The sequence below is a fragment of the Streptomyces albireticuli genome (genome assembly GCF_021228125.1).
Classification (GTDB): domain Bacteria; phylum Actinomycetota; class Actinomycetes; order Streptomycetales; family Streptomycetaceae; genus Streptomyces; species Streptomyces albireticuli.
Genome location: NZ_JAJQQS010000003.1, coordinates 752,254 through 765,305, shown reverse-complemented (window position 1 = coordinate 765,305; position 13,052 = coordinate 752,254). Strand labels below are relative to the sequence as shown.

Below are 13,052 nucleotides of genomic sequence, written 5' to 3'. Positions count from 1 at the left end.
CCGAAAGGCGTGTACATGTCATTCCGTCAGCCTACATTGCCATCGAAGCCGCAGGCGCCCACCCCCTGCCCCCAGCCCGCTCCCCCTGTACGGAGGATCCGTGTCCGCCGCAGCCCACCACCCCCACAGACCCCGCCGCCCCCGCCGCCGTCCGGGCGCCCTGATCGCGTCCTTCGCGCTCGCCGCCACGTCCCTGGGCCTGTGGGCCTCCGAGTCCTCGGCCGCGGCGGCCGTGCCCACGCCCGACCACGTCGTGGTCGTCGTCTTCGAGAACCACGCCTACGGCCAGGTCATCGGCACCTCCAGCGCCCCGTACATCAACTCCCTGGTCGCCGGTGGCGCCGACCTGACGAGCTCGTACGCCGAGACGCACCCCAGCCAGCCGAACTACTACGCGCTCTTCTCGGGCGACACCCAAGACGTCACCGACGACAGCTGCGTCACCCCCGGCTTCAGCGACGAGGCCAACCTCGCCTCCGAGCTCATCGCCGCCGGTAAGACCTGGGCCAGCTACAACGAGTCCCTGCCCGGCGAGGGCTCGACCGTGTGCAAGAGCGGCAAGTACGCGCAGAAGCACAACCCGTGGTTCGGCTTCGGGAACGTGCCCACCAACACCGCCCACACCATGAGCGCCTTCCCCACCGACTACACGAAGCTGCCCACGGTCTCCTTCGTCGTCCCCAACCTCTGCAGTGACATGCACGACTGCTCCGTGCGCACCGGCGACACCTGGCTGAAGAACAACCTCAAGGGCTACGCCGACTGGGCCAAGACCCACAACAGCCTGCTCCTCATCACCTTCGACGAGGACAACCGGCTGAGCGGCAACCGCATCCCGACCGTCCTGTACGGCCAGCCGGTCAAGGCGGGCGTCACCTCGGGGACGACCTACAACCACTACGACGTGCTGCGCACCCTCGAGGACATGTACGGCACCACCCACGCCGGACAGGCCGCGAACGCCAAGGACATCACCGGCATCTGGAACAGCTGACCGTGTACGTCGCGGACAACCGCACCGTTCCGGACCGAACCCCGGACCGCGCACAGGACCACCCCGACACCGCCGGCCGGCGACCCCTCCCCGGCCGGCGGGCCGTGGCCGTCCCCGGCGCCGTGCTCGCCCTGGGCACCGTCAGCCTGGTCACCGACGTCTCCTCGGAGATGGTGGCCGCCGTCCTGCCGCTCTACCTGGTCGCCGAGCTCGGTCTGTCGCCGCTCGGCTTCGGCCTTCTGGACGGCGTCTACAACGGCGTCAGCGCGCTCGTACGCCTCGTGGGCGGCGGGCTCTCCGACCGGGGCCGCGGGCCCAAATCCGTGGCGCTCGCCGGCTACGGTCTGTCCGCCCTCTGCAAGCCCCTGCTGCTCGTCGCGCACGGCATGCCGCTGATCGGCGCCGTGCTGGCCGCCGACCGCACCGGCAAGGGGCTGCGCACGGCGCCACGCGACGCGATGATCTCGCTGGCCTGCGAACCCGGCGCCCGGGGGCGGGCGTTCGGCGTGCACCGGGCGATGGACACCGCGGGCGCGCTGCTCGGCCCGCTGGTGGCGTTCATGATCCTGCGGGCCGCCGCGGGCGGCTACGACGCCGTCTTCACCGTCAGCGGCTGTGTGGCCGCCCTGGGCGTCCTCGTCCTCCTGCTGTTCGTACCGGGCCGGACCACCGTGCCGACGACCCCGGCGCCCGAGGAGGGCAGGGCGCCGCTGCGCGCCGTACTGCGCCGTCCCGGTGTCCGCCGTCTGACCGGCTGCGCCGTGCTGCTGGGCCTGACCACGGTCAGCGACTCCTTCCTCTACCTCACCCTGCAACGGCGCCTGGACCTGTCCGAGGCGTGGTTCCCCCTGCTGCCCCTGGGAACGGCCTCCGCCTTCCTCCTGCTGGCCGTGCCCCTGGGCGTGGTCGCCGACCGCGTGGGCCGACGGAAGCTCTTCCTCTGCGGCCATCTCGCGCTCCTCGCGGCCTACGGTCTGCTCGTCGCCCCGCTCGGCGAGTCCGCCGCGCTCTGCTGCCTCGTGCTCGCGCTGCACGGGAGCTTCTACGCGGCCACCGACGGCGTCCTGGCCGCCGCGACCGCCGACGCCGTGCCGAGCGCGGTACGGGGCACCGGGCTGGCCGTGGTGCAGACCGGTCAGGCCGCCGCCCGCTTCGTCTGCTCGATCGCGTTCGGCGCGGCCTGGACCGTCTGGGGCGACCGCACGGCGCTGGGCGCCGCTGCCGCCGGGCTCGTGCTGTCCACCGCCGCCGGCACGCTCCTGCTGCGCCCCGCGCCCGCCAAGTCCCCGCCGACGTCCCACCGGAGTCCTTCCGTTGAACCGTAAGAGTCACGTGAGCCGTAAGAGCCGCGTCCTGATCCTCCTCGTCGCCGTCCTGGTCCTCGGCGGTGTCGCCGTGGGCGCCACCCTGCACGCCGCCGGGCGGGCGGCGGAGAAGGACCGTGTCCGGTCCGGCGGACCGGCCGTGCGCTCCGGTGAGGTCGCCCTGGACGCGCCCGGGGTCAGCGTGTTCCAGAACATGGCCTGGGGTCCGCACCGCGACGAGATCGCGTCGGTCCCGGCCGGGGACCCCGCGGGTCCGCGCACCTCGTCCGGGGTGCGCTGCCTGCGCTTCCACACGGCCGGCGGCACCGGCGTCTGCCTGCGCGCCGTGCGCGGCGGGCTCCGCGACACCTACCGCGCCGTGGTCCTCGACGCCCGCCTGCGCGAGACACACCGCTACGACCTGGCGGGCGTGCCCTCCCGCGCCCGGGTCTCCCCCGGCGGCCGCAGCGCCGCCTGGACCGTCTTCGTCAGCGGCGACTCGTACGCGGGCACGGCGTTCTCGACGCGTACGTCGGTGCTCGACCTCCGCACCGGCCACCTGGACCGGACGCTGGAGGACTACCGCTTCTTCCTGGACGGCCGGCCCCGCAAGCCGGTGGACCTCAACCTCTGGGGCGTCACCTTCGCCGACGACACGCGGTTCTACGCGACGGCCGCGACCGGTGGCCGGACGTACCTCGTCCGGGGTGACCGTGCGGCCCGGACCCTGCGCACCGTGCACACCAACGTCGAGTGTCCGTCGCTCTCACCGGACGGGACGCGGATCGCCTACAAGAAGCGCGTGGAGGACGCGTCCTCCGACGCGCCCTGGCGGCTGTATGTCCTGGACCTGCGCACGCTGCGGGAGACGCCCACGGCCGAGCGGCGCAGCGTCGACGACCAGGCGGTCTGGCGGGACGGCGGGACCCTCGTCTACTCCCTGCCGGGCGACTACGGATCCGACCTGTGGACCGTGCCGGCGGACGGTTCGGGCAGCCCGTCGGTCTCGATGCGGGCCGCCCTGGCCCCGGCCTTCACCGCCCGGTGAGGGAGCGCTCCGCTCGCAGCGGCGCGCCCACCTCGTGCATGTGGCGCAGCGCCTGGCGGTAGGAGTCCACGAGGCCGGTCTCCGTGTACGGCAGCCCGGCCGCGCGGCAGTGCGCGCGTACCAGGGGCCTGGCGAGCCGCAGGTGGGGGCGGGGCATGCTGGGGAAGAGGTGGTGCTCGATCTGGTAGTTCAGGCCGCCGAGGAACCAGTCCGTCAGCGCGCTGCCACGTACGTTGCGCGAGGTGAGGACCTGGCGGCGCAGGTGCCCCCAGCGCTCGCCGTCCGGGTCGGGCATCTCCATGCCCTTGTGGTTGGGGGCGAAGACCGCGCCGAGGTGCAGTCCGAAGAGCGCGTGGTGCAGCAGCGCGAAGGCGATCGCCTTACCGGGGGACATCGACGACAGAAGGAGGGTCGCGTAGCCCGCCCAGTGGAGGACCATCAGCGTCGCCTCCACCCGTCGTTCCGGTGCCTCTTGCCTTTTGAGGTCGCGGACGCCCGAAACCTTCAGGTTGAGACCTTCGAGAAGGAGCATGGGGAAGAAGAGCCGGGCCTGGTTGCGGGTGAGCCAGCGGACGAAGGCCCCTTCGCGCCCCGCGGCCTGCCGCTGTGTCCATACGAGCGCGCCGACGCCGACGTCCGGGTCCTTGTCGACGTGGTTGGGGTTGGCGTGGTGGCGGTTGTGCTTGTCGTTCCACCAGCCGTAGCTCATGCCGAGCAGCAGGTCGGCGTGGAGCAGGCCGATCAGTCGGTTGCCCCGGCGGGTGGCGGCTATCTGGGAGTGTCCGCCGTCGTGGCCGACGAAGCAGGCCCGGGCGCAGAACACGGCGGCGGGAACGGCCAGCGCCAAGGTCCACCAGGAGTCTCCCGCGAGCGCGACGCCGGTGGCCGTGGCGGCGAGCGCGAGCAGGTTCGCGGTGATGGTGAGCGCGTACCAGCCGCGGCGGCGTTCGAGCAGGCCCTGTTCCCTGACCTGGCGCAGCAGCGGGGCGAAATCGCTTCCCGCGGCGCGTTCGGCGGGCGGGGCGGTGGCCTGGGGCATGGTTTCTCCGGACGGTCGGTCGACGGGCTGACCTCACAGAACGTACGGATCAGGGGCATGGGGCGGCCATGGCGGCACCACCCGGATCCCTGGGGGGCCTGCACCTGCCGACCGAGGGGGGTTGGCTACACCCCCCTCGTTCCACGGGGGTGCACCCCGCGCCCGACGCGTGGCGTGGTTCACACGCGGCGGGCCTCCCTCGGGGGCGCGCGTCCTGTACCCTCGGCCGCTCCGAGCTCCACTAGTCAAATTTGAGGAATGCGCAGCGCTGTGACACCGCCCTCTGCCGCAACACCCTCCGAGGTCTCCCTGCTCTCCCGCTGTTCGGCCGTCTTCCTTCCCGGCGACCCCGCCCGCACGGGGCGCGTGGCCTGCTGGCGGGCCGACGGCGAACCGCCCGCGGGTCCCGGCGTCGTCGAGGACCTGACCGTCGCCGTCGCCGACGGGACCGGCGTCGGCACCATGGACGTACGGGCCGTGGTGCTGCCCGTGCGCGAGGCCGTACCCGTGCTCACCCGCGCCCGGGCGGCGCGCGCGGACGAGGCGGCGGCCTTCTGGGGAGCCGCCGCGGTGCTCGCCCTGCAACTGGCCGCGCGCGGCCGCCTGCTGCCCGGTCTGACGGCGACCGACCACGACGCCTGGCGCGTCGGGCCGCTCGCCCCCGAGGACCTGACCCGGGTCCGGGAGCTGGCCGCCGCCATGCCGCCCGCCGCGCACGCCGTGCCCCTGCCGGGCACCGGACCGCTGCTGCTGCCCGACCCGGAGCGGCTCGTCCGCTCCTTCCTGGACGCGGTCGCCGACGGTCTGCCCCGCTCCCCCGCCGCGGCGCTGGCCGCGGGCGGGCCCGCCTTCGCCGCGCCCGAACCGCAGCGGATCCCCGCCCGGCGCGCCTGGGCCGACGGCATCGCCGCCGGGCACGACGCGGGTGTGCGCCTCTCGCTCCGGGTCGAGGTCCTGGGGCTCGGCGAGGAGGCGGCGCCGCGCTTCCGGGCCGTGCTCCAGCTGCACAGCCTCACCGACCCCGCGCTCGTCGCCGACGCCGCCGAGATCTGGTCCGGCACCTCCCCGGTCGCCGCCGCGCTCGGCCGGGGCGCGCGCATGAACGCGCTGCTCGCCCTGCGCCGCGCCGCGCACGCCTGGCCCGCGCTCACCCCACTGCTGTCCGCCGCGGCACCCGACGCCGTCGACCTCGCCGACGATGAGGTCGGCGAACTCCTCGGCGCCGCCTCGGCGGCGCTGGACGCCACCGGCGTCCAGGTGCACTGGCCCAAGGACATGGCGCGCGAGCTCACCGCGCACGCCGTCATCGGACCGGCCGGCGACGACACCGGGGACGAGGACGACGGCCGTAAGGCGCTCGGCAGGGACCGTTCCGGGATGCCCTCCCTGCTGTCGGCGGACGCCCTGCTCACCTTCAGCTGGCGATTCGCCGTCGGCGACCAGGAGCTGACGAAGGAAGAGCTGGACCGGCTCGCGGAGGCAAGCCGGCCGGCCGTACGCCTGCGCGACCAATGGGTGCTCGTCGACCCCGAGTCCGTCCGCCGCGCCCTCGGCCGGCGGGACCGCGCGCTCACCCCGGTCGAGGCGCTCGGCGCCGCTCTTACGGGCCACGCTCCCGCCCGGGAGGCCGGTGAGGGCGAGGAGACCGTCGAGGTGGCGGCGACCGGCTGGCTGGCCGCGCTCCGGGACCGCATCGCCGACCCGGATGCCGGCGGGGAGCCGCTCGCCCAGCCCGCCGCGCTCGCCGCCACCCTGCGCGACTACCAGCTGCGCGGCCTGGCCTGGCTGCACCGCATGACCTCGCTCGGCCTCGGCGGCTGCCTCGCCGACGACATGGGCCTCGGCAAGACCGTCACCCTCATCGCCCTCCACCTGCACCGCGCGACGCTCCCCGAGGCGGCCGGACCGACCCTGGTGGTCTGCCCGACCTCCCTCATGGGCAACTGGCAGCGCGAGATCGAGAAGTTCGCGCCCGGAACGCCCGTACGCCGCTTCCACGGCTCCGGACGGACCTTGGACGGCCTGGCGGACGACGAGTTCGTCCTGACCACCTACGGCACGATGCGCCTCGACCCGGAGCGGCTGGCCGCCACCGGCTGGGGCATGGTCGTCGCCGACGAGGCACAGCACGTCAAGAACCCGTACTCCGACACCGCGAAGCGGCTGCGGGACATCGGCGCGAAGGCACGGGTCGCGCTCACCGGCACGCCGGTGGAGAACAACCTCTCCGAGCTGTGGGCGATCCTCGACTGGACGACGCCCGGTCTCCTCGGCTCCCTGGGCGCCTTCCGCAGGCGCTACGCCCAGGCCGTCGAGGGAGGCGCCGACCCGGCCGCCGCCGAGCGCCTGGCGGCCCTCGTACGGCCGTTCCTGCTGCGCCGCCGCAAGTCCGACCCCGGAATCGCCCCCGAGCTGCCGCCGAAGACCGAGACGGACCGCGCGGTCGCCCTCACCAAGGAGCAGACGGGTCTGTACGAGGCCGTGGTGCGGGAGATCCTCGCCGAGGTCGAAGGGGCGGACGGCATCGAACGGCGGGGGCTGATCGTCAAGCTCCTCACCGGGCTGAAGCAGATCTGCAACCACCCGTCGCAGTATCTGAAGGAGCCCGGCAGCCCTCGGATCGCGGGCCGTTCGGGCAAGGTCGAGCTGCTCGACGAGCTGCTGGACACCATCCTCGCGGAGGGCGCGAGCGTGCTGGTGTTCACGCAGTACGTGCAGATGGCCCGGCTGCTGGAGCGCCATCTGGCGGACCGGGGCGTCGCGGCGCAGTTCCTGCACGGCGGCACGCCGGTGCCCCGGCGCGAGGAGATGGTCCGGCGCTTCCAGGACGGTGAGGTGCCGGTCTTCCTGCTGTCGCTGAAGGCGGCCGGCACGGGCCTGAACCTCACCCGGGCCGGGCACGTGGTGCACTTCGACCGCTGGTGGAACCCCGCGGTCGAGGCGCAGGCCACCGACCGCGCCTACCGCATCGGCCAGACGCAGCCCGTGCAGGTGCACCGCCTGGTCACCGAGGGCACGATCGAGGACCGGATCGCGGAGATGCTCACCCGCAAGCAGGCCCTGGCGGACGCCGTGCTGGGCTCCGCGGAGGCGGCCGTGACCGAACTGACCGACGCCGAGCTGGCCGAGCTCGTCGCACTGAGGGGGGCCGGACGATGACCGGACACGACAGCCTGGAGCGGACCTTCGCGGCGCCGCCGCCCGCGCCCGGCCGGGCCTTCGCCGAGAGCTGGTGGGGACGCGCCTGGCTCAAGGCGCTGGAGGACACGGCGCTGGACGGCCGGCAGGTGAAGGAGGGACGCCGGCACGCGCGCGCGGGCGCGGTGGGCGCGGTGTCGGTCCGGCCGGGCCGGATCACGGCGCTGGTGCGCGACCGCGACGGCACCGCGTACCGCTCCGACGTGCTGGTCCAGCAGCTCTCCGGCACCGAGTGGGACCGGCTGCTGGACCTGGTGGCCGACCGGGCCGGGCACATCGCCGCGCTGCTCGACCACGACATACCGCCGCACCTGGCCGAGGACGCGCTGGCGGCGGGGGTGGAACTCCTGCCCGGCATCGGTGACCTGGAGCCGGAGTGCGGTTGCGAGGCGTGGGACCACTGCCCGCACACGGCGGCGCTGTGCCACCAGGTGGCCAGGCTCCTCGACGAGGACCCCTTCGTGCTGCTGCTGATGCGCGGCCGCGGCGAACGTGAGCTGCTGGACGACCTCCAGGCGCGCAGCGCCTCCCACGCGCCGGAGCCGGCCGCCGAGGCGTCGCCGGGTGTCCCCGCCCTGGACGTCTTCACGGCGCGCGTCGCCCCTCGTGCCCTGCCCGGCCCCCCTCCGCCGGTGGACGCGCCCGCCCGCCCCCTCGTGTTGACCGCCGACACGGCACCCCCGCCCGGGCTCGACGTCGAGGCGCTGGAGTTCCTCGCCGCGGCAGCCGCCGCCCATGCCCGGCGGCTGCTGGCGGAGGCCCTGGCACCGGGACACGAGCTGACGCCCATACCGGCCGGTCCGACCGTGTCGCAGGACGCGGTCCGGCTCGCCGCCGCGGGCGCGCCCGCCCGGGTCGCCGCCGGACTCGCGGCCGGTACGGGACGCGACGGCGCCGCGCTGGCGCGGGCCGTTCGGGCCTGGGAGTGCGGCGGACCGGCCGCGCTCGCCGTCCTGGAGGAGGAGTGGACGCCGGAGCCCGCGGTGCTGGCGCGCGCCGGGGCCCAGCTGGCCGCCGCCTGGGAGGAGGGCCCGGCGCCCCGGCTGCGGGCGACGCGCAACCGGTGGACGGTCGTCGGCACCTCGGCGCAGCTGCGCTACGGGCCGGACGGCCGCTGGTGGCCCTACCGCCGGGAGGGCGGCCACTGGCTGCCGGCCGGCCCCTGCGCGCACGACCCGGCGACGGCTCTCGCCGAGCTCCTTACGGAGGAGAACGGATAAACCGAAGGCGACACAGCCGAGAAATCAAGCTTTCCAAGGCGATCTAAGGCGTTTTGCCTATCAGTGCCAAAATATGGTGATCTACTCTTCAATCACCTTCTGGTCACGGAAAGGTCCTTTGGGATGGCTTTCGCCCTGCTGCGCCGTTACAAGCGTTCTCCTTACGGGGAGAACGCTCCGATCCCGTACGGCGCGGGGGCCCTCGACTGTGTCGTCCTCGACCCCGTACGCCTGCCGATGCACAGAGCGGAGGTGTCCGTCCGGGACGTCCACGGCCAGGAGGTCGTCCACGGCCAGACCGACCCCCACGGCCGCTTCGCGGCGACCGTGGCGCCGGGCGAGTACAGCCTCGCCGTGACCGCCGAGGGGTTCACGCCCGTACGCCGCACCTTCGAGTCCACGGACGGCGTACGGACCAGCCTCGACCCGCTGGCCCTGGAGCCGGCGCCGACGCCCTCCATGCCCTCGCCGGGCGCGTGGCGCATCGATCCCGACCACACGGCCGTGCGCTTCATCGCCCGGCACATCGGACTCGCCGAGGTCCACGGCCGGTTCAACCGGTTCGAGGGCTCCCTGTGGATCGGCGAGCGCATGGAGGACTCCCGGCTCGACGTGGTCATCGAGACCGCGAGCATCGACACCGGCGTCGCCCAGCGCGACGCGCACCTGTGCTCCGCGGGGTTCCTGAACGTGGCCGCGTTCCCCCACATGCAGTTCACCAGCGAGCGCTTCGTCCACCGGGGCGGCTCCCGGTGGACCGTCCAGGGCGTGCTCAACCTCCACGGCGTCAGCCGGAACGTCTCCCTCGACACCCGGTACCTGGGCATCGGCACCGGCGTCATGGGCGAGACCCGTACCGCCTGCTCGGCCTCGACCGAGCTGCACCGCGAGGACTTCACCCTGGACTGGCGCTCCATGCTCCAGCGCGGGATCGCCATGATCGGCGCGACCATCCGGATCGAGCTCGACATCCAGGCCGTGCCCGCTCAGTGACCGCTGTCCGGCGCCCGGCCCGCGGTCACGACGGGCTTGCTGTCGGGGAGCCGCGGCAGCAGTTCGGTGGGGAATCCGCTGGGCCAGCTCGTGGGGAACCCCGACGGCAGCTTGGTGGGCAGTTTCGTGGGCAGGCGCGTCGGCAGTCCGCTGGGCAGGGCCGTCGGCAGCCCCGAGGGCAGTCCGCCGGGGAAGGTGAAGGACGGTGACGGGCCCGCGGAGGGGCTTCTCCCGCCCGGCCCGTCCCGCTCCTCGCCGTCACCGTCCCTGATGAACAGCACGGCGCCCAGCGCGAGCGCCGCGATGACCACCAGCACGACCACGGCGACGACGATCCGCCTGCCGCCGCCGTCACCGCCGGGCGGTGGCTCGGGATCCCAGGGCGGCCGGCCGGGGCCGAACCCGCCCGGAGGCGGTGGCGGAGGAGGAGGGGGACCGTAAGGCGGACCGGGTGGACCGGGCGGGCCGGGTGGACCAGAGGAAGCGGTCATACGGTCCAGGCTCCCCGCGTCCGCACCTCCGCCACCGGGCGATGACGGTACCGCCACATCTTCCGCTCCGGATCATGACATTCCACCGCGCGTCCGGCAGCGCGTCCGCCCCCGCCCCCACCGGTACGCCCGGTCGTACGACCGGGCGAAAACACCGTCCCGTCACCGCGTGGCGCCCACGTCCGCTTTATCCCATAACCCTACGATCCGACGGTGGTTGTCGAACCGTACGCAAGGCGTTCAGCCGGCCGCGCGGAGGAACGCCTCGAGCCCCGCCAGGTCGTCGGTGTTGAGGTGGTCCGCACCGGCCGCGAGGAGCTCCCGCCAGACCGCTTCGCGCGCCGGGCCGGGCCGGTCGGGTGTGGCCCAGAACCGCACCCGCCGGTGCTCGGCGTGCGCCAGGGACACGACGCGCGCCAGCTCGGCCCGTTCCGGCCCGGGCATCGGCCCCACCCCCTGCCAGCTGAACTTGGTGTTCCAGTTGTCGCTGACGAGCGGGGCGAAGGAGGCCGGGACGCCGGTGCCGAGATCGGCGAGCCGGGCGTCGTAGAAGGCCCGCCGCACCCGCTCCGTCGCCATGGGCACCCGCGCGCCCCGGTCGCCGGAGACGACCGCGGTCACCGCGCCCCGGCGCACCCGCTCACCGACGCAAGAGCTGAGCATCGACCGGTAGCGCCGCAGGTGCCGGGCGAGCTCGCGGTAGGTGGGGGCGCCCGCGGTCTTGATGTCGACGAGCAGTTGCAGGGACAGGTCGTACCCCTCGTAGACACGGCCGTGCCCGGCTCTCACCCGGCGCAGCAGCGGTTCGAGGTAGAGCGATTCGAGGGTGCGGGTGGGATCGAGCCCGGACGCGTCGTGGGCGACGAGGAGCTTCCCGCCGACCAGCCAGATGTCCGCCTCGACGCTGCCGAAGCCGTGGGAGAGGGCGTCGGCGAGCGGGTGCGGGTGCTCGTAGTCGTTGTGCGCGTGGGCACGGCCCAGCGGCGGACCGGCGAGCCGGCGGGCCTCGGCCTCCGCGTCCGCCTCGACCCGGGGGGTCGGGGCGGCCAGGGCGGGGCCCGCGAAGGCTCCCGCGAGGGCGGCCCCGAGGGTGACGACGGCGGCGCGGCGCGTACGGGGGGACGCGGCCGGGTTCGCGACAGGGTTCACGGAGTTGACGACAGGTTTCGCGACGGGTTTCGCGACGGGGGGCATGGCAGGGGTCATGGCGTCTCCCGGGTCGATGGGCGTCGGGGTGCGGTGGCCGGCGGCCCGCGGGGGCTGACACCTGTGAGTATCCGGGCCCGACGGGCTGATGGGCAGGGACGTGCCGAGAGTTGCCCGCGTCGACGTCGGTACGTTCCCTGTCGTTCTTTCGGGGCATGGTGAACTCTTTTGTGCCGTGCCAGAGTTGACGGGACCTCTGGGGTGACTGTGAAGAGACGTAGCAGCCGCGTGCGCGCGGTACTCGCGATTCTGATGGCATGGACCTCGCTGGTCGGCGGGGGGACGGCCTGGGCGGACAAGGGGCCGCGGACGGCCGTGCGGCTCGGCGCCCTCGCTCCGGTGGCGCCGGGCGTGACGTATCAGGAGTTCTCGCTGGCGGCCTCGCACGGCCCGGCGTACGGCCATCTCCTGACGGCGAATCTGGACGTCGCGGCCATCTCGGTGGATCTGCTGTACCCGGGCTCGGTGGCCGCTCGGTCGACGGTCTCCCGGATGGTGTCCCAGCGCGGCGCGGTCGGCGGGATCAACGGCGACTTCTTCAACATCACGGAGACCCAGCATCCCGGCGTGGACGCGACCGGCGCCCCGGTGGGGCCGTCCGTCGCGGGCGGCCGCCGGCTCGGCGCGGCGGTGCCGAACGGCCAGCGCTTCGGGCCCGCGATGCCGCCGGGCGTCACGACCCGCGACGTCATCGGCGTCGGCACGGACGGCAGGGCCCGGCTCGACCGGCTCACCCTGGGCGGCACGGTGACCGCCGCGGGCCGCAGGCTGACGCTGCGCGGGCTGAACCAGTACGCGCTGCCGGTCGGCGGCATCGGCGCGTACACCCCCGCGTGGGGCGGCGCCTCACGGCTGCGCGCCGTCTGCGGGACGGACACCGACCGGAGCGCGCCGTGCAGCGGTGACACCTACGAGGTGACAGTGCGGCGCGGGCGGGTGGCCTCCGTGGCGGAGCGGCCGGGGCGCGGCACGATCGCCTCCGGCTCGGTGGTGCTGGTGGGGCGCGAGGCGGGGGCGCGCGAGCTCCGCAAGCTGCGCGTGGGTGACACGGTGCGCGTCAAGGAGCGCCTGGACTCCACCAAACCCGGCGCCCTGCGCTTCGCGGTCGGTGGGTTCCCGGTGCTGCGCGGTGGGCAGCCTCTGGCGAGGCTGGACGGCGTGGCCTCGGCCGTCCGCTCCGCGGCGGGTTCGGGCGGCGGCGGGCGCGTCTTCTACCTGCTGGCGCTGGACGGCGCCACCGATTACCGCACCGGCCTGACCATCGCGGAACTGGCCGACGTCATGCGGGAGCTCGGGGCCGACGACGCCCTGAACCTCGACGGCGGGGGTTCGAGCACGATGGTCACCCGCGATCCCGACGACGGCCGCACCGCGGTGCGGAACCATCCGTCGGGCGGGACGGAACGAGCGGTCGCGAACGGCATCGGCATTTTTATCCGAACTTAACATCGTCGATCAATCCACCCATTCGAGTGACTGCGGCGGCCAAATCCCGCTGATAGCTTCGAGGTTGCGCAAGCGGAAAGCAACCGTCGGGGCCCGCAAGGGGCAGTTCCGCA

10 protein-coding genes are annotated in these 13,052 nt (G+C 74.0%); 7 read left to right on the top strand and 3 right to left on the bottom strand.

All coding sequences use genetic code 11. From position 1 onward, the window contains the following. Window positions 1-100: 100 nt before the first annotated feature. From LUZ64_RS07775 to LUZ64_RS07765, 3 genes are read left to right on the top strand one after another with little or no spacing between them, the layout of a single operon-like run. The gene (locus tag LUZ64_RS07775; RefSeq protein WP_232389720.1) at window positions 101-994 is read left to right on the top strand and encodes an alkaline phosphatase family protein; all 894 of its coding nucleotides are present in this window, start codon (window positions 101-103) and stop codon (window positions 992-994) included. Between the two features lie 2 nt (window positions 995-996). Then, the gene (locus LUZ64_RS07770) at window positions 997-2,319 is read left to right on the top strand and encodes an MFS transporter (RefSeq protein WP_095584569.1); all 1,323 of its coding nucleotides are present in this window, start codon (window positions 997-999) and stop codon (window positions 2,317-2,319) included. A gap of 7 nt (window positions 2,320-2,326) precedes the next feature. Further along, window positions 2,327-3,346 carry a TolB-like translocation protein gene (locus tag LUZ64_RS07765; protein ID WP_095584570.1) on the top strand — a complete coding sequence of 340 codons (1,020 nt, stop codon included), beginning with the start codon at window positions 2,327-2,329 and terminating at the stop codon, window positions 3,344-3,346. Here LUZ64_RS07765 and LUZ64_RS07760 read toward each other — a convergent pair. Beyond that, entirely contained in the window at window positions 3,333-4,385 is a 1,053-nt protein-coding gene (locus LUZ64_RS07760) for a fatty acid desaturase family protein (protein ID WP_095584571.1), read from the bottom strand. The genes LUZ64_RS07765 and LUZ64_RS07760 overlap by 14 nt on opposite strands. A gap of 258 nt (window positions 4,386-4,643) precedes the next feature. On the opposite strand from LUZ64_RS07760, the gene LUZ64_RS07755 reads away from it, so the two are divergent. The 3 genes from LUZ64_RS07755 to LUZ64_RS07745 all read left to right on the top strand — a co-directional run bounded on the left by LUZ64_RS07755 (window position 4,644) and on the right by LUZ64_RS07745 (window position 9,796). After that, window positions 4,644-7,544 carry an SCO1167/SCO6262 family helicase gene (locus LUZ64_RS07755; protein WP_211305164.1) on the top strand — a complete coding sequence of 967 codons (2,901 nt, stop codon included), beginning with the start codon at window positions 4,644-4,646 and terminating at the stop codon, window positions 7,542-7,544. Further along, window positions 7,541-8,803, top strand: coding sequence for an SWF or SNF family helicase (locus LUZ64_RS07750; protein ID WP_232389721.1), 1,263 nt, complete (start codon window positions 7,541-7,543; stop codon window positions 8,801-8,803). Before LUZ64_RS07755 ends, LUZ64_RS07750 begins: the two co-directional genes overlap by 4 nt. 123 nt (window positions 8,804-8,926) lie before the next feature. Further along, a complete protein-coding gene (locus tag LUZ64_RS07745; RefSeq protein WP_095582419.1) occupies window positions 8,927-9,796 on the top strand; it encodes a YceI family protein in 870 nt (289 codons plus the stop codon). On the opposite strand, the gene LUZ64_RS07740 is transcribed toward LUZ64_RS07745, so the two are convergent. Together LUZ64_RS07740 and LUZ64_RS07735 are read right to left on the bottom strand one after the other, a co-directional pair. After that, window positions 9,790-10,119 carry a hypothetical protein gene (locus LUZ64_RS07740; RefSeq protein WP_107426645.1) on the bottom strand — a complete coding sequence of 110 codons (330 nt, stop codon included), beginning with the start codon at window positions 10,117-10,119 and terminating at the stop codon, window positions 9,790-9,792. The genes LUZ64_RS07745 and LUZ64_RS07740 overlap by 7 nt on opposite strands. 408 nt (window positions 10,120-10,527) lie before the next feature. Next, window positions 10,528-11,436 (bottom strand): phosphatidylinositol-specific phospholipase C/glycerophosphodiester phosphodiesterase family protein, encoded by a 909-nt coding sequence (locus LUZ64_RS07735; protein ID WP_232389722.1) that lies wholly within the window; start codon window positions 11,434-11,436, stop codon window positions 10,528-10,530. A 309-nt stretch (window positions 11,437-11,745) separates the two neighbouring features. Between LUZ64_RS07735 and LUZ64_RS07730 the strand changes: the two genes are divergently transcribed. Next, window positions 11,746-12,939: a phosphodiester glycosidase family protein gene (locus tag LUZ64_RS07730; RefSeq protein WP_095582435.1), complete on the top strand. Its 1,194-nt coding sequence runs from the start codon at window positions 11,746-11,748 to the stop codon at window positions 12,937-12,939. Window positions 12,940-13,052 lie beyond the last annotated feature (113 nt).